We start from the raw sequence: 15000 nt of genomic DNA, 5'->3' as shown, positions 1-15000 counted from the left end.
CCGTGTCGGGCATCGGCGGGCACAACGCCGCCATGGCGGTGCTCGCCTCGCTGTGACTACCTGAGGCGGCGACCCGCCACTACCGCGCGTCGATGGTCTTGTAGTCGCGCTCGGTGTAGCCGGTGTAGATCTGGCGCGGGCGGCCGATCTTGCTGTCACCCTCGTCGTGCATCTCACGCCAGTGCGCGATCCAGCCGGGCAACCGGCCCAACGCGAACAGCACCGTGAACATCCGGACCGGGAAGCCCAGGGCCCGGTAGATCAAGCCGGTGTAGAAGTCGACGTTCGGGTAAAGCTTGCGCTCGACGAAGTAGTCGTCGGTCAGCGCCGCCTCTTCCAATTCCTTGGCGATGTCCAGCAGCGGGTCGCCGCCTCAGGTAGTCACAGCGAGGCGAGCACCGCCATGGCGGCGTTGTGCCCGCCGATGCCCGACACGGCACCGCCGCGGCGGGCGCCCGAGCCGCACAGCATGATCCGCTCGTGCGCGGTGGCCACCCCCCATTGCCGCGCCGGCGTGTCCAGCGGGTCGTCGTCGTCCGCGAATGGCCACGCCAGTCCGCCATGGAAGATGTTGCCGGCCGTCATGCGCAGCGTGCGGTGCAGGTCGAGGGTGGTCGTCGTCTCGATGCAGGGGCGTCCGTGCGCATCGGGCAGCAGCACTTCCTGAATGGGTTCGGCCAGAACGGAATTCAGCGACGACAGCACCGACTCGGTCAGCCGGTCACGCAGCGCCCCGGAGTAGGTGCCGTCGAACAGCGAGTGCGGGGTGTGCAGCCCGAACACCGTCATCGTGTGAGCGCCCGCCTCGCGCAGGTCGACCGACAGGATGCTCGGGTCGGTCAGCGAATGACAATATGCCTCGCAGGGCAACGGATCCGGGACATGCCCGGCGGCTGCCCGCGCGCATGCCGTATCCAATTGGGTCCAGGCTTCGTTGACGTGAAACGTGCCGGCGAAGGCCTGTTCGGCCGTGACCGCGTCGTCACGCAACCGCGGCAGCCGGCGCAGCACCATGTTGACCTTGACCTGCGCGCCCTGGGCGGGGGTCGGCGGTCGTTCACCGAGCAGGCCGGCCAGTACCGCCGGTGTGACGCCCGCGAGCACGAACCGGGCCCGGATGACGTGCTCCGCATCGCGGGCCCGGTAACGCACCAGACCGTCCGGTTCGACGGCGTAAACCTCGGCGCCGGTGGTGATTTCGGCACCATGACGCACCGCGGCGGCCGCCAGGGCCCCGGTCAGCGCGCCCATCCCGCCGACCGGGACGTCCCAGTCGCCGGTCCCGCCGCCCAGCACGTGATACAGGAAGCAGACGTTCTGGGTCAGCGCCGGGTCGTCGAGGCGAGCGAACGTTCCGATCAGGGCGTCGGTCGCGATGACGCCGCGGACGACGTCGTTGCCGACGGCCGCGGTGATGGCACGCCCGATCGGCTCGTCGATCAACGCGTGCCACGCGGCCGCCGCTTCGGTGCCTTCGGCGACTCGCCGGCGGGCCTGCTCGCGGGTGAGCAGCGGTTCCAGCAGCGTCGGCCAGAGCCGCTGGGTCACCAGTCGGCAGCTGTCGTAGAAGGCGGCGAACCCGTGCTCGTCGGGGCCGGCGCCGATCGCGGCGAACGTGTCACCGCCCGCGCCGATCAACAACCCACGGCGGCCATCGGTCGCCGGGTCGGGCGTGTAGGAGGAGTACCGCCGCCGCGCCAGCCGCACCCCGGCGCCCAGATCGTCGACGATGCGGGGCGGCAACAGGCTGACCAGATAGGAATACCGCGACAGCCGCACACCCACCCCGTCGAACGCCTGCGCCGAGACGGCCGCTCCGCCGGTGTGTCCGAGCCGCTCCAGCACCCGCACCCGAAGGCCCGCCCGGGCCAGATACGCCGCGGCCACCAGGCCGTTATGGCCGCCCCCTATGACGACGGCGTCGACATCTGCGGCGTGGCTCAGTTCAGGTAGCCCTCGACCTCGTCGGGCGGACGCACCTCGGCCTCGTGGGGGTCACCGCCGCTGTCGCGCAGAGCGCGACGCTGCCGCAGCAGGTCCCAACACTGGTCCAGCTCGACCTCGAGCCGCCGCAGGCGATCATGCTCCTCCGATTCGGAGATGTCGCGCTGTTGCAGCTGCGCCCGCAGGGCCTTCTCCTCGGCGACCAGGTCGCGGATGTGTGCCAGGGTTTCGTTGTCGGTCGGTTTGTTGCCGTTGGCCATCGCTCCAGTGTGCCCGACCCGGCGGGGGTCGTCCCGGTAGGTCACCCATCACGGGCCGCGCGTACATGCGGCCGGGGGATCGAGTCAAAAGCCTTGTGCCTTCGACAAAGTCGCGCTAGCTGGGGCCGGGGAGCCGCAGCACCAGCCGGGCGCCGCCCAGCGGGCTGCTCTCCAGCGCCGCCGTCCCGCGGTGCAGGTGGGCTTGCTGGGCCACCAGCGCCAGCCCCAGGCCCGAGCCCGAATGCGAGGCGGTCGACCCGCGGGAGAACCGCTCGAACACGACGTCGCGTTCGTCTTCGGGCACGCCGCTGCCGTTGTCGTCGACCGCGATCTCGACGCCGGCGCGGGAGCTGACCGCCGACAGCTGGACACGGGTCGCGCCGCCATGTTTGACGGCGTTGGCGATGGCGTTGTCCACCGCGAGGCGCAACCCGGCCGGCAAGCCGACGATGATGCACGTCGGCGACGGGACCAGTGACACGTCGAGGTCGGGGTAGATGCGCATCGCGTCGTGGGCGGCGCGGTCGAGCAGCTCGGTGATGTCGACGGGCACATGGTCGTCGGAGGTCGACAGTTCGCCCTGGGCCAGCCGCTCGAGGGCGCTCAAGGTGGCTTCGATGCGCGACTGGGTGCGGATGACGTCGCTCAGCACCTCCTTGCGTTGGTCGTCGGTCATATCCAGCGTGGACAGCACCTCGAGGTTGGTGCGCATCGCGGTCAGCGGGGTGCGCAGCTCGTGTGAGGACACGGCGGCGAAGTCGCGGGCCGACGCCAGTGCCTCCTTGGTCCGGTTCTGCTCGTTCCAGATGCGCTGCAGCATGCCGCGCATGGCTTCGGCGATCTCGACGGCCTCGGTGGCGCCGTGCACCTCCACCCGCGGCGCCTCGTCGCCCGCGTCGATCGACCGGGTCTGCTGGGCGAGCTGTTTGAACGGGCGCACGGCGAACGCGGCCAGCAGCCACGCGAACACGGCGGCCGCGCCGATGGCGAAGCCGCAGATCAGCAGCACCCGACGGTGCAGGTTGTTGGTCTCGGCGAGAGTCGCGTCGTACGTCGCGCCCACGGCCAGCGAGGTCGGTTCGGGCGCCGGAATCGTCACCGTGCGCACCCGGTACCGCACGCCGTTGACGTACGCGTCGGCGTAGTCGACGTCCAGTTTGGGCAGCGTCACGTTGGAATTCGACTTGACCAGGTCACCGCGGCGGATGGTCATGATGGCGTCGTTGTTGTAGGGGGAGCGCGGGATTTCGTCGAGGCCGCGCGGCAGGGAGGGGATGGCGAAGCCCGCGGCCTCGTCGAGGCGGCGGTCCAGCCGTTCCTTGCGGTCGTTGGTGATGCCCACCCAGACGACGACGCCGACGATGAGCACGGGAATCGCTGCGCCGATGACCGTCGCGACCACAACGCGGGCGCGTAGCGATGGCGTACGGGTCAGGATCCGGGACAGAAAATTCATGGCCGCTCGCCTGGTTACTGCATGCGCAGGACGAACCCTACGCCGCGGACGGTGTGCAGCAGCCGGGGACCGCCGTTGGCCTCGAGCTTGCGGCGCAGATAGCCGATGAACACGTCGACGACGTTGGTGTCGGCGGCGAAGTCGTAACCCCACACCAGCTCCAACAGCTGCGCGCGGGACAGCACCGCGGTCTTGTGCTCGGCCAGCACGGCCAGCAGGTCGAATTCCCGCTTGGTCAGGTCGACGTCGACGCCGTTGACCCGGGCCCGCCGGCCGGGAATGTCCACTTCCAGCGGGCCCACGGTGATGGTCTCCGAGGAGGAGGTTGCGGTCGCGCCGCGTCGGCGCAGCAGCGCCTTCACCCGCGCGACGAGCTCGGCCAACACGAACGGTTTGACCAAGTAGTCGTCGGCGCCGGCCTCCAGCCCGGCGACCCGGTCGTCGACCGAACTGCGGGCGGACAGCACGCAGACCGGCACGTCGTTGTCCATGGCCCGGAGCGCCGTGACGACGCTGACGCCGTCCAGCACGGGCATGTTGATGTCGAGCACGATCGCGTCGGGCCGGGTCTCGGTGGCGCTGCGCAAGGCTTCGGCGCCGTCGACCGCGGTCGACACCTCGAATCCGGACAGCCGCAGGCCGCGTTCCAGCGAGGCGAGCACATCGGAGTCGTCGTCGACGACCAAGACGCGAGGCGAAGTCCCACCAGTGTCCATGCCGCCCATCTTGCCTGATTGTCGCGCGGGGCGGTGCCCTGGATGGGCCACCGTTGCCTAAAAGGTTACGTTTTCGACGCTGCGCCGAAATCGCGTGCTGGTATCGGCGTGACCGCGCCAAACTCTTTGGCGGAATTGGACATTCGTTAGCCGGGTGTTCGGATCCGAGTCGGGATCATGGATCGCCTACCTCGTCTGGCCCAGCGATCACTGGGTCGCGAGGCCGCTCAGCCGCAGCGCCAGCCGCCGTCGGACCGCCGGAACCCCTGCGGCCAGGCGCATTCCGATGTTGCGGAGCGGCCGCAACGGGCGCGGCAGCGTCGCCACCCGCGTCAGGCGTCCGGTCAGTTTCAGGACCCGCTCCGCGCGTCGGCGCTGGGCGGCGCTGTACGCGTCCAGCGCGGCGTCCGGGCCGCCCCCCAGGACCTCGGCGAGAGCCCCGGCCAGCGCCACCGCGTCGGTGATCCCCAGGTTCATCCCCTGACCCCCCGCGGGGCTGTGCACGTGGGCCGCGTCACCGGCCAGCAACAGCCGGCCGGCCCGGTAGCTGTCGGCGACGCGGTGATGGATGTGGAACCGCGATCCCCACACCAGCTCGGTCACGACCGTTTGGCCCGGCCCGAATCCGCGAGTGTCCAGGAGTGCCTGGACAAACTTCGCCGAAGGCTGTTGCGGCGCATCGGCGGTCGGGGCGACGACGCGGAAGATGCCACCGGGCAGCGGCGCCAGAACCGTCAGGCCGTCTTTGGCGTAGAACAGGATCACCTCGTTGCCGGGCGCTTTGCCGGTCACTCGTACGTCAGCGAGCGTAAAAGACTCCGCGAATTCGCCACCGGTGAAGCCGATTCCGGCTTGCGTGCGAACAGTGCTGTTCATACCGTCCGCGCCGACGGCGTAGCGGGCCCTGATCGTGTCGCCGTCGTCGAACGTCGCCGTGACGCCGTCGGCATCCTGGGTGATGCCGCGCAACGTCTTGGGCCGGACCACGTCGCCGCCGAGTTCGTGCAGCCGCTCGAGCAGCAGCCGCTCGGTGTCGGCCTGGGAAAGCATCAGGGTGTACGGGTGTTCGGTCGGCAGCTCGCTGAAATCGACGGGGATCAAGACGCGCCGGCCCTGTCGCATGGTGAATCGCGGTGCGATCACCCCGGCCTTGACCATCCGCCGGGTGACGTCGAGCTCTTCGAGCACTTCCAGGGTGCGGGCGTTGACGGCCGCGGCGCGGGACGTGTTGGCGCCCGAGGCCAGCTTGTCCACCACGGTCACCCGAATTCCGCGGCTGAGTAGCGCGGCAGCGAGTGTCAGGCCGGTCGGACCGGCGCCTACCACCAGGACATCGGTGTCGTTCATGGTCGGCTCCTCTCCCTCGTGAGTTAGTCAACGCTTGTTGGCATAACCCCATGCTGGCGCGCCGGCGGGGCTATGTCAACAGTTGTTGGCCTACAATTGTTGACATGAGACGGTCAGCGGACGAGACGAAGGCGGTGATCCTGGCGGCGGCCCGCGAGCGCTTCGGCGCGGTGGGCTTTCAGGGCGCGACGATTCGGGCCATCGCCGCCGACGCGGGCATCGATCCCGCGATGGTCATGCGTTACTACGGCAGCAAGGACAAGCTGTTCGCCGCCGCGGCCGAGTTCGACCTGCGGTTCCCCGACTTCACGAGTACCGACCCGGCCCAGGTCGGGCGGTCGCTGGTTCGGCACTTCCTCGAACGCTGGGAAGGCGACGAGGCGCTGGTGATCCTGCTGCGATCCAGCACCACCAATGGCGAAGCGGCGCAACGTATGCACGAGATCTTCGGTGCCCAGATCCGGCCACTGGTGGAGGCCTTCGTCCCGCCCCGAGACTCCGGCGTGCGGGCCGGGCTGATCGCGACCCAAATCCTCGGTATGGCATTGTGCCGCTTCGTGTTACGGCTACCTCCGGTCGTCCAGATGAGCCGCGACGAGATCGTCGACTGGCTCGGCCCGACCATTCAGCGCTACCTCGGACTGCCGGAGGGGTGATCGGGAGAGTTAAACCGCGGCGACGTCTTCCGGCGTGTCGCGTGCGTGGTTTATGTGTCGCGAGTCGCTGGGCGCGATCTCAGGGCAAGCCGATTCGGCGGTAACGCCGCAACCGAGCGGCCAGCCGCTCGGTTGCCGGTAGCGCGCGCAGCCCGTGCACCGCGGCGGCGATGGCGTGCGAGAGTCGCTGGCAGAACTCGACCGGTTCATCGGCGGCATCGGGATGCTCCGGCACCACGGCGTCGACAATGCCCGACACCAGCAGATCGAGCGACCGAATGCCTTGCGCGGCGGCCAGTTCCGCGGCGTGATCGGTGTCGCGGAAGACGATCGCGCTGGCGCCCTCCGGCGGCAGGGGCGCCAGCCAGCCGTGCAGCGCCGCCAGCACCCGATCGGCGGGCACCATGGCCAGCGCCGGCCCACCGCTGCCCTGGCCGAGCAGCACCGACACAGTCGGGGTGTCGAGCGTGACCAGCTCGGCCAGGCACTGGGCGATCTGGCCGGCCAGCCCGCCCTGTTCGGCGTCGGCCGACAGCGCGGGCCCCGCGGTGTCGATCACCAACACCAGCGGCAGGCGCAGCTCGGCCGCCAGGGCCATGCCGCGCCGGGCCTCCCGCAGCGACGCGGGGCCCACCATCCCGCCCGTCACGCGCTGCTGTCCCAGAACCACCGCGGGCTGTCCGGCGAAGCGGGCCAGGGCCAACAGGGTCGTCGCCGCTTCCCCCCGCCCGGTTCCCGACAGCAGCACCAGATCGGTGGCGCCGTGGTGTAACAGCAGCCCGACGCCCGGACGGTCGGGGCGGCGGGACGCCACCACGGAGTCCCACGCCGGCACGTCGGGGATCGATTCGGGCGGCGGCGCCGCCGGTAGGGGCTCGGCCGGGTCGGCGATGACGGTCAGCGCGCGGTCGAGCATCCCGCGGAGCTCGTCGACCGCGACGACACCGTCGATCACGCCGTGGCGGTGCAGGTTTTCCGCCGTCTGGACGCCCTCGGGGAAGGGCTCGCCATAGAGCAGCTGGTACACCCGGGGGCCGAGAAAGCCGATCAGGGCTCCCGGCTCGGCGACCGTGACGTGACCCAGCGAACCCCACGACGCGAACACCCCGCCGGTGGTCGGATTGCGCAGGTAGACCAGGTAGGGCAGGTGCGCCTGCTTGTGCAGGCGCACCGCGGCGGCGATCTTCACCATCTGCAGAAAGGCGACCGTGCCTTCCTGCATGCGGGTGCCGCCGGAGCTCGGCGAGGCCAGCAACGGCAGGCCCTCGGCGGTCGCGCGCTGCACCGCGGTGGTGATCCGCTCGGCCGCGGCCACCCCGATCGAGCCGCCCAGGAAACCGAACTCGCACACCACGACCGCCACTCGGCGCCCGAAGATGCGGCCCTCGCCGGTCAGCACCGATTCGTCCAGGCCGGTGGCCGCCCGCGCGTCGGCCAATTCCCGCGAATACGCCTCGCTGACCGGCACGGCGAGCGGCTCGCTGTCCCAGCGGACGAAGGAACCGTCGTCGAGCACCGCGTCGCGCAGCTGAGCAGCCGTGATACGACTCACGACACGAGGCTATATAGGGTGGCTGCCATGATCGGTGTTACCCAGGCCGAGGCCGTGCTGACCATCGAGCTGCAGCGGCCCGAGCGCCGCAACGCCCTGAATTCCGAACTCGTCGAGGAGCTGCGGGAAACTTTCCAGAAGGCCAGCGACGGCACCGTTCGGGCCATCGTGCTGACCGGGCAGGGCACGGCGTTCTGCGCCGGTGCGGACCTGAGTGGCGATGCGTTCGCCGCCGACTACCCCGACCGGCTCATCGAGCTGCACAAGTTGATGGATGCCACGCTGATCCCGGTGATCGGCGCCATCAACGGTCCGGCCATCGGCGCGGGCCTGCAGCTGGCGATGCGATGCGATCTGCGGGTCGTCGCACCGGAGGCATTCTTTCAATTTCCGACCTCGAAATATGGCCTGGCGCTGGATAACTGGAGCATCCGTCGGCTGTCCTCGCTGGTCGGTCACGGGCGGGCCAGTGCGATGCTGCTGACCGCAGAAAAGCTGACGCCCGAAGTTGCGCTGCAGTGTGGATTGGCCAACCGCATCGGGACAGTGGCCGACGCCCAGGCGTGGGGCGCCGAGATCGCCGGCCTGGCGCCGCTGGCGATCCAGCACGCCAAGCGGGTGCTCAACGATGACGGCGCCATGGACGATTCGTTGCCGGTGCACAAGGAGCTCTTCGACAAGGCGTGGGGGAGCCAGGACGTCGTCGAAGCCCAGATGGCCCGCATCGAGAAGCGACCGCCCAAGTTCACGGGAGCCTGACCCTCATGCTGCGGGGGGCGCTGCGGCTGGCCGCGGGCACGGCGTCGCTGGCGGCCGGCGGCTGGGTGGTGCGGGCGCTGCACGGCGCACCGGCGGCCCTGGGTGCGCACCCCGCCGCGATCCGGGCCGTGGCCGAGGGGTCACCGAACTACCGCGACGGCGTATTCCTCAACCTCGACCCCGCCTCGAACTTCGTAATGGATCGCGAGGAACTGCGGCTCGTCGTCTGGGAGCTGATCGGCAATCGCAGCGTGGGCCGGCCCGCTTCGCCGATCCCGTTGGCCGCGCCGGCGCTCTTCGACGGTGATCCCAGGCGGCTCGCCGTCAGCTGGTTCGGCCACTCGACGGCCCTGTTGGAGATCGACGGCTACCGGGTGCTCACCGACCCGGTGTGGAGCGACCGGTGCTCACCGTCGGACATCGTCGGGCCGCAGCGGCTGCATCCGCCCCCGGTGCAACTGGAAGGGCTGCCTGCCGTCGATGCCGTCGTGATCAGCCATGACCATTACGACCACCTCGACATCGACACGGTGTTGGCGCTGGCCCGCACGCAGCGGGCACCCTTCTTCGTCCCCCTCGGCGTCGGCGCCCACCTGCGTGCTTGGGGGATCCCCGAGCACCGCATCGTCGAACTCGACTGGCATCAGAGCGCCAAGGTCGACGAGCTCATCGTGACTTGCCTGCCGGCGCGGCACTTTTCGGGACGCTTCCTGGACCGCAACACCACGCTGTGGGCGTCATGGGCCTTCGCCGGCCCGAATCATCGCGCCTATTTCGGCGGAGACACCGGCTACACCGAGAGCTTCACGCGCATCGGCGAAGAGCACGGGCCGTTCGACCTGACCCTGCTGCCCATCGGGGCCTACAACAGCGCGTGGCCGGACGTCCACATGAACCCCGAGGAGGCGGTCCGGGCGCACCTGGACCTCACCGAGGCCGGGCTGCTCGTGCCGATCCACTGGGGCACCTTCCGGCTGGCCCCCCACCCGTGGGCCGAGCCGGTGGAGCGACTGCTCTCCGCCGCGGAACCGGAACGGGTCAATGTCGCGGTGCCCGCTCCGGGCCAGCGCATCGATCCCACATCGCCGGTGAAATCGAATCCCTGGTGGCGGCTCTGAATTCTGAGGCCCGGCAACCTCCCCACGCTAAAGTTCCGCCATGACGAAACGCGCGGCCGCGGCCGCTGTCACGGTGCTGCTCGCCATGACCGGATGCGGGCCCGCGCAACCGGCTTCCAGCCCGCCCGCGCTCTCTGACGCACCCCCCAACGAGGTGTCCGGCGTTGCGATCCCCGCTGGCCGCATCGACGACGCCGTCGCGAAGGTCGACGGCCTGGTCGGCGACCTGATGAAGAGCACCGGCGTCCCGGGCATGGCGGTGGCTGTCGTTCACGGTGGAAAAGTTCTGTACGCCAAGGGCTTCGGCATCAAGGACGCCAGCAAGGGGCAGGGTCGAGGCAACAGGGTGGACGCGGACACCGTCTTCCAGTTGGCGTCGGTATCCAAATCGGTCGGCTCGACGGTGGTCGCGCACGAGGTCAGTGAGAACGTGGTCGCCTGGGACACGCCGGTCGTGTCCAAGCTGCCGTGGTTCACGCTCAGCGATCCCTACGTCACCAGCCACGTGACCGTCGCCGACCTCTATTCGCATCGTTCCGGGCTGCCCGACCACGCCGGTGACAAACTCGAAGACCTGGGTTATGACCGGCGGCAGACCCTCGAGCGGCTGAAGTTCCTGCCGCTGGCCCCATTTCGGGCCAGTTACGCCTACACCAACTACGGGGTGACGGCGGCGGCCGAGGCGGTGGCCACCGCGGCGGGCAAGTCGTGGGAGGACCTGTCGGACCAGGAGCTGTACCGGCCGCTGGGAATGACCTCGACGAGTTCCCGGTTCGCCGACTTCCTCGCCCGGCCCAACCGCGCTGTGAACCACATCAAGATCGACGGCAGATGGGAGCCCCGATTCCAGCGCGACCCGGACGCGCAGTCGCCGGCGGGCGGCGTGAGTTCGTCGGTGAACGACATGGCGCGCTGGCTGATGATGTTGCTGGGCAACGGAACTTACAACGGCCAGCGGATCACCTCGGCGGAAGCCTTACTGCCGGCGATCAGTCCGCGGATGGTTTCGACACCCGCGAAGACCCCCGGGGCGCGCACCGGGTTCTACGGATACGGCTTCAACGCGTCGGTCGATTCGTCGGGGCGCACCGAATACAGCCATTCGGGCGCCTTCGATCTCGGCGCGGCGACCAACTTCGTGGTGCTGCCCTCGGAGGACCTGGCCATCGTCGCGCTGACCAACGGTGCGCCCTACGGCATCCCGGAAACGCTGACCGCCCAATTCATGGACCTCGTTGAGTATGGCCAGATCCGCGAGGACTGGGGCGCTCTCTACAACAAGGCGATCGGCTGGCTGAACAACCCGGAGGGCTCGCTGGTCGGCAAGCAGCCGCCGGCGAACCCCGCCCCGGCCAGGCCGCTCGGCCAATACGCCGGCGTGTACGCCAACGACTACTGGGGCCCGGCCGTCGTCACCGAACGGGACGGGGCGCTGCAACTGACGATGGGACCGAAGAACCGGGCGGTCCCCCTGACGCACTGGGACGGCGACACCTTCACCTTCGGTCTGACCGACGAAAATGCCCCGCCCGGAACGGTTTCCAAGGCCGTGTTCTCCGGAAACACCCTCAATTTGGAGTACTACGACTCCGACAAGCTTGGGACGTTCACCCGATGATCCCCGGATTGACCGATGCCGAGGTGGCGCAGCGGGTCGCCGATGGCAAGAGCAACGCTGTCCGCGAACGCGCCACCCGCAGCATCCCGGACATCGTGCGGGCCAACGTCTTCACCCGGATCAACGCGATCCTGGGCGTGCTGCTGCTGATCGTGCTGGCGACGGGCTCGCTGATCAACGGGATGTTCGGCCTGCTCATCGTCGCCAACAGCGTCGTCGGCATGGTGCAGGAAATCCGGGCCAAGCAGACACTGGATGCGCTGGCGATCGTGGGGCAGGCGAAACCATTGGTGCGCAGGGAATCCGGGACGAGGACTCTGCCGCCCGCACAGGTGGTCCTCGATGACATCATCGAACTCGGACCCGGCGACCAAGTCGTCGTCGACGGCGAGATCGTCGAGGAGACGAACCTGGAGATCGACGAGTCGCTGCTGACCGGTGAGGCCGACCCGATCGGCAAGGCCACGGGCGACGCCGTGATGTCGGGCAGCTTCGTCGTCGCCGGGTCGGGCGCCTACCGCGCCACCAAGGTCGGGCCGGAGGCCTACGCGGCCAAGCTCGCCGAGGAGGCCAGCAAGTTCACCTTGGTCAAATCCGAACTGCGCAACGGCATCAACCGGATCCTGCAGTTCATCACCTACCTGTTGGTGCCTGCCGGCCTGCTGACGATTTACACCCAGTTCTTCACCACCCACGCGGGCTGGCGGCAGTCGGTGCTGCGGACAGTGGGTGCGCTGGTGCCGATGGTGCCCGAGGGGCTGGTCTTGCTGACATCGGTCGCGTTCGCCGTCGGGGTCGTCCGGCTCGGCCAGCGCCGGTGCCTGGTGCAGGAGTTGCCCGCCATCGAGGGGCTCGCCCGGGTTGATGTGGTCTGCGCGGACAAGACCGGCACCCTGACCGAAAACGGCATGCGCGTCGCGGGGGTCGAGGAACTCGAAGCGGTGCAACGGAACAACGTCGAGGAGGCGCTGGCGACGCTGGCCGCCGCCGACCCGCGCCCCAACGCCAGCATGCAGGCGATCGCGGAGACCTATCAGCGGCCGCCCGACTGGACCGTCACGGCGACCGCCCCGTTCAAGTCGGCCACCAAGTGGAGCGGGGTGTCCTACGGCGACCGCGGCAATTGGGTGATCGGGGCGCCGGACGTGCTGCTCGATCCGGCGTCGGAAGCGGCCGAGCGGGCCGAGCGCATCGGCGCGCAGGGGTTGCGGGTGCTGCTGGTCGGAACCGGCGATGTGACCGTCGACCACCCGGACGCACCGGGCCGCGTCACCCCCGTCGCGCTGGTGGTTCTGGAGCAAAGGGTCCGCCCGGACGCCGCGGAGACGTTGGATTACTTTGCCGAGCAGGGTGTTTCGGTGAAGGTGATCTCCGGCGACAACGCGGTGTCCGTGGGGGCCGTAGCCGACAAACTCGGATTGCGCGGCGAGACGATGGACGCGCGCCGGCTGCCGTCCGAACCCGCGCAACTGGCCGACGCGCTGGATGCTTACACCACGTTCGGCCGGGTGCGGCCCGACCAGAAGCGGTCGATTGTGCACGCACTGCAATCGCACGGGCATACCGTCGCGATGACCGGAGACGGCGTCAACGACGTGCTGGCCCTCAAGGATGCCGACATCGGCGTCGCGATGGGCGCCGGCAGCCCGGCGTCGCGGGCCGTCGCACAAATCGTGTTGCTGGACAACAGATTCGCCACCCTGCCGTACGTCGTCGCCGAGGGCCGACGGGTGATCGGCAACATCGAGCGCGTGGCCAACCTGTTCTTGACCAAGACCGTCTACTCGGTGCTGCTGGCGCTGCTGGTCGGCATCGAATGCCTGTTCGCCAAGGTGATCAAAGCGGACCCCTTGTTGTACCCGTTCCAGCCGATTCACGTGACGATCGCGGCGTGGTTCACCATCGGAATCCCGTCGTTCATCCTCTCGCTCGCCCCCAACAACGAACGCGCCTATCCGGGCTTCGTCCGGCGGGTGCTGAGCTCGGCGCTGCCGTCCGGGCTGATCGTCGGGACCGCGACCTTCGCTTCCTACCTGCTGGCCTACCACGGTCGGCACGCGACCTTTCAGCAACAGGAGCAGGCGTCCACCGCGGCCCTGATCACGTTGCTGATGACGGCGCTGTGGGTGCTCGCGGTGGTCGCTCGCCCCTACCAGTGGTGGCGGGTCGCGCTGGTGATCGCCTCGGCCCTGGCCTACGTCGTGATCTTCAGCATCCCGCTGGCCCGCAAGGCGTTTCTGCTCGATCCATCCGACGTGGTGGTGACCTCGACCGCCGTGGGTATCGGTGTGCTGGGCGCCGCCGCCGTCGAGGCGATGTGGTGGATCCGGGCGCGGATGCTGGGCGTGCAGCCGCGGATGTGGCGCTGACCACCCGGAGCACGGGCCCGCAGGGTTAGTAGGATTTGCGGCGGGGAAAGGACGGGTGCATGGGATTCTTCGACAAGGCCAAAGACCTGTTGTCGCAGAACGCCGACAAGGTCGGGACGGCGATCGACAAGGCCGGCGAGTTCGTCGACGACAAGACGCAGGGCAAGTACTCCGACACCATCCACAAAGTGCAGGAAGAAGCCAAGAAGGCAGCCGAGGCCGCGGCAAAAGGCGACGACCAGAACTGAGCTCATGGCGAAACTCTCCGGATCCATCGATGTCCCGTTGCCACCCGAGGTGGCGTGGAAGCATGCCTCCGACCTGTCCCGCTACAAGGACTGGCTGACCATTCACCGGGTGTGGCGCAGCAAACTGCCCGACGACATCGACAAGGGCACGGTCGTGGAGTCGATCGTCGAAGTCAAGGGCATGTACAACCGGATCAAATGGACGGTGGTGCGGTACAAGCCGCCGGAGGGCATGACGCTCAACGGGGACGGTGTCGGCGGCGTGAAGGTCAAGCTGATGGCGAAGGTTCAGCCCGCCGAGGAGGGCTCCATCGTCAGCTTCGACGTCCACCTCGGCGGCCCGGCGCTGTTCGGCCCGATCGGGATGATCGTCGCCGCCGCCCTGCGGGGCGACATCAACACGTCACTGGAGAACTTCGTCACGGTGTTCACCCGGCCCGATCCCGGCATGAATGGACACGGCGGCGTTCACCGCTGATCGCCTCGGCCACCGGTCCCGAGTCGGTTAATCTCGCTAGCATGACTCGCCGGCTGCGTCCTGGGTGGCTGGTGGCGCTTTTCGCGTTGGTGATCTCGGCCAGTGCGTGGCTGCCGTGGCTGACGACGGCCGTCAACGGCGGGGGCTGGGCCAACGCCATCGGGGGCGCGCACGGCAACCTGGAACTTCCGCGCGGGTTCGGCGCGGGTCAGCTCATCGTGCTGCTGTCCTCGGCGCTGCTGGTCACCGGCGCGATGGTCGGCCGCGGCCTGTCGGTGCGGCTGGCTTCGGTTGGCGCACTGTTGATCTCGCTGCTGATCGTCGCGCTCACGGCCTGGTACTACAAGCTGAACGTCAATCCGCCGGTGTCGGCGCAGTACGGCCTCTACGTCGGCGCGGTGGCGGCGGTGTGCGCGGTGGTGTGCTCGATCGCGGCGGTCATCACGGCGTTGGCTTCCCGACGGTCCGGCCGCTGAGGA

Annotated in this window: 14 protein-coding genes and 1 pseudogene; 8 read left to right on the top strand and 7 right to left on the bottom strand. The window is 69.0% G+C overall.

Annotated features, from left to right (window positions below; translation table 11 throughout):
* Positions 1-79 precede the first annotated feature (79 nt).
* The 6 genes and pseudogenes from A5691_RS07210 to A5691_RS07185 form a co-directional block, all read right to left on the bottom strand.
* Positions 80-373, bottom strand: a pseudogene (locus tag A5691_RS07210) (citrate/2-methylcitrate synthase); the annotation flags it as partial.
* An 8-nt stretch (positions 374-381) separates the two neighbouring features.
* Complete coding sequence (locus A5691_RS07205) at positions 382-1944, bottom strand: NAD(P)/FAD-dependent oxidoreductase (protein WP_067785346.1); 1563 nt, start codon at positions 1942-1944, stop codon at positions 382-384.
* The gene (locus tag A5691_RS07200; protein WP_067747509.1) at positions 1941-2204 is read right to left on the bottom strand and encodes a DUF2630 family protein; all 264 of its coding nucleotides are present in this window, start codon (positions 2202-2204) and stop codon (positions 1941-1943) included. Before A5691_RS07200 ends, A5691_RS07205 begins: the two co-directional genes overlap by 4 nt.
* Before the next feature lie 115 nt (positions 2205-2319).
* Positions 2320-3660: a HAMP domain-containing sensor histidine kinase gene (locus tag A5691_RS07195; protein WP_067747459.1), complete on the bottom strand. Its 1341-nt coding sequence runs from the start codon at positions 3658-3660 to the stop codon at positions 2320-2322.
* A gap of 14 nt (positions 3661-3674) precedes the next feature.
* Positions 3675-4385 carry a two-component system response regulator PrrA gene (gene prrA / locus A5691_RS07190; protein ID WP_007168707.1) on the bottom strand — a complete coding sequence of 237 codons (711 nt, stop codon included), beginning with the start codon at positions 4383-4385 and terminating at the stop codon, positions 3675-3677.
* Positions 4386-4583: 198 nt separating this feature from the next.
* A complete protein-coding gene (locus tag A5691_RS07185) occupies positions 4584-5723 on the bottom strand; it encodes an NAD(P)/FAD-dependent oxidoreductase (RefSeq protein ID WP_067888915.1) in 1140 nt (379 codons plus the stop codon).
* A gap of 104 nt (positions 5724-5827) precedes the next feature.
* Between A5691_RS07185 and A5691_RS07180 the strand changes: the two genes are divergently transcribed.
* Positions 5828-6379, top strand: a complete 552-nt coding sequence (locus A5691_RS07180) for a TetR/AcrR family transcriptional regulator (RefSeq protein WP_067888918.1) — start codon at positions 5828-5830, stop codon at positions 6377-6379.
* 79 nt (positions 6380-6458) lie between these two features.
* On the opposite strand, the gene A5691_RS07175 is transcribed toward A5691_RS07180, so the two are convergent.
* Complete coding sequence (locus tag A5691_RS07175) at positions 6459-7931, bottom strand: carboxyl transferase domain-containing protein (protein WP_068017186.1); 1473 nt, start codon at positions 7929-7931, stop codon at positions 6459-6461.
* A gap of 27 nt (positions 7932-7958) precedes the next feature.
* Between A5691_RS07175 and A5691_RS07170 the strand changes: the two genes are divergently transcribed.
* Genes A5691_RS07170 through A5691_RS07140 form a run of 7 tightly spaced genes read left to right on the top strand, consistent with a single transcriptional unit; the run spans position 7959 to position 14997 of the window.
* On the top strand, positions 7959-8690 hold the full coding sequence (locus A5691_RS07170) for an enoyl-CoA hydratase (RefSeq protein ID WP_067747467.1): 732 nt from the start codon (positions 7959-7961) through the stop codon (positions 8688-8690).
* 5 nt (positions 8691-8695) lie between these two features.
* Positions 8696-9808, top strand: coding sequence for an MBL fold metallo-hydrolase (locus A5691_RS07165; RefSeq protein ID WP_156669852.1), 1113 nt, complete (start codon positions 8696-8698; stop codon positions 9806-9808).
* Positions 9809-9848: 40 nt separating this feature from the next.
* Entirely contained in the window at positions 9849-11426 is a 1578-nt protein-coding gene (locus tag A5691_RS07160; RefSeq protein WP_067747469.1) for a serine hydrolase, read from the top strand.
* Positions 11423-13795 (top strand): cation-translocating P-type ATPase, encoded by a 2373-nt coding sequence (locus A5691_RS07155; RefSeq protein WP_067747471.1) that lies wholly within the window; start codon positions 11423-11425, stop codon positions 13793-13795. The genes A5691_RS07160 and A5691_RS07155 overlap by 4 nt, the downstream gene beginning before the upstream one ends.
* Positions 13796-13854: 59 nt before the next feature.
* Entirely contained in the window at positions 13855-14043 is a 189-nt protein-coding gene (locus A5691_RS07150; RefSeq protein WP_067747473.1) for an antitoxin, read from the top strand.
* 4 nt (positions 14044-14047) lie between these two features.
* On the top strand, positions 14048-14521 hold the full coding sequence (locus A5691_RS07145) for an SRPBCC family protein (protein ID WP_067747475.1): 474 nt from the start codon (positions 14048-14050) through the stop codon (positions 14519-14521).
* A 41-nt stretch (positions 14522-14562) separates the two neighbouring features.
* The gene (locus A5691_RS07140) at positions 14563-14997 is read left to right on the top strand and encodes a hypothetical protein (protein WP_067747477.1); all 435 of its coding nucleotides are present in this window, start codon (positions 14563-14565) and stop codon (positions 14995-14997) included.
* Positions 14998-15000 lie beyond the last annotated feature (3 nt).

The sequence above is a fragment of the Mycobacterium sp. E183 genome, from assembly GCF_001667735.1.
In the GTDB taxonomy this organism is placed as follows: domain Bacteria; phylum Actinomycetota; class Actinomycetes; order Mycobacteriales; family Mycobacteriaceae; genus Mycobacterium.
The sequence above is the reverse complement of the archived record's forward strand: the minus strand, read 5'-3'. Positions and strand labels throughout refer to the sequence as shown.

Excerpts from the sequence above, each read along its gene's own strand:
- A5691_RS07150 (WP_067747473.1), top strand. The coding sequence starts at position 13,855 with ATGGGATTCTTCGACAAGGCCAAAGACCTGTTGTCGCAGAACGCCGAC.
- A5691_RS07170 (WP_067747467.1), top strand. The coding sequence starts at position 7,959 with ATGATCGGTGTTACCCAGGCCGAGGCCGTGCTGACCATCGAGCTGCAG.
- A5691_RS07145 (WP_067747475.1), top strand. The coding sequence starts at position 14,048 with ATGGCGAAACTCTCCGGATCCATCGATGTCCCGTTGCCACCCGAGGTG.
- A5691_RS07185 (WP_067888915.1), bottom strand. The coding sequence starts at position 5,723 with ATGAACGACACCGATGTCCTGGTGGTAGGCGCCGGTCCGACCGGCCTG.
- A5691_RS07140 (WP_067747477.1), top strand. The coding sequence starts at position 14,563 with ATGACTCGCCGGCTGCGTCCTGGGTGGCTGGTGGCGCTTTTCGCGTTG.
- A5691_RS07165 (WP_156669852.1), top strand. The coding sequence starts at position 8,696 with ATGCTGCGGGGGGCGCTGCGGCTGGCCGCGGGCACGGCGTCGCTGGCG.
- A5691_RS07155 (WP_067747471.1), top strand. The coding sequence starts at position 11,423 with ATGATCCCCGGATTGACCGATGCCGAGGTGGCGCAGCGGGTCGCCGAT.
- A5691_RS07160 (WP_067747469.1), top strand. The coding sequence starts at position 9,849 with ATGACGAAACGCGCGGCCGCGGCCGCTGTCACGGTGCTGCTCGCCATG.
- A5691_RS07200 (WP_067747509.1), bottom strand. The coding sequence starts at position 2,204 with ATGGCCAACGGCAACAAACCGACCGACAACGAAACCCTGGCACACATC.
- A5691_RS07180 (WP_067888918.1), top strand. The coding sequence starts at position 5,828 with ATGAGACGGTCAGCGGACGAGACGAAGGCGGTGATCCTGGCGGCGGCC.
- A5691_RS07195 (WP_067747459.1), bottom strand. The coding sequence starts at position 3,660 with ATGAATTTTCTGTCCCGGATCCTGACCCGTACGCCATCGCTACGCGCC.
- prrA (WP_007168707.1), bottom strand. The coding sequence starts at position 4,385 with ATGGGCGGCATGGACACTGGTGGGACTTCGCCTCGCGTCTTGGTCGTC.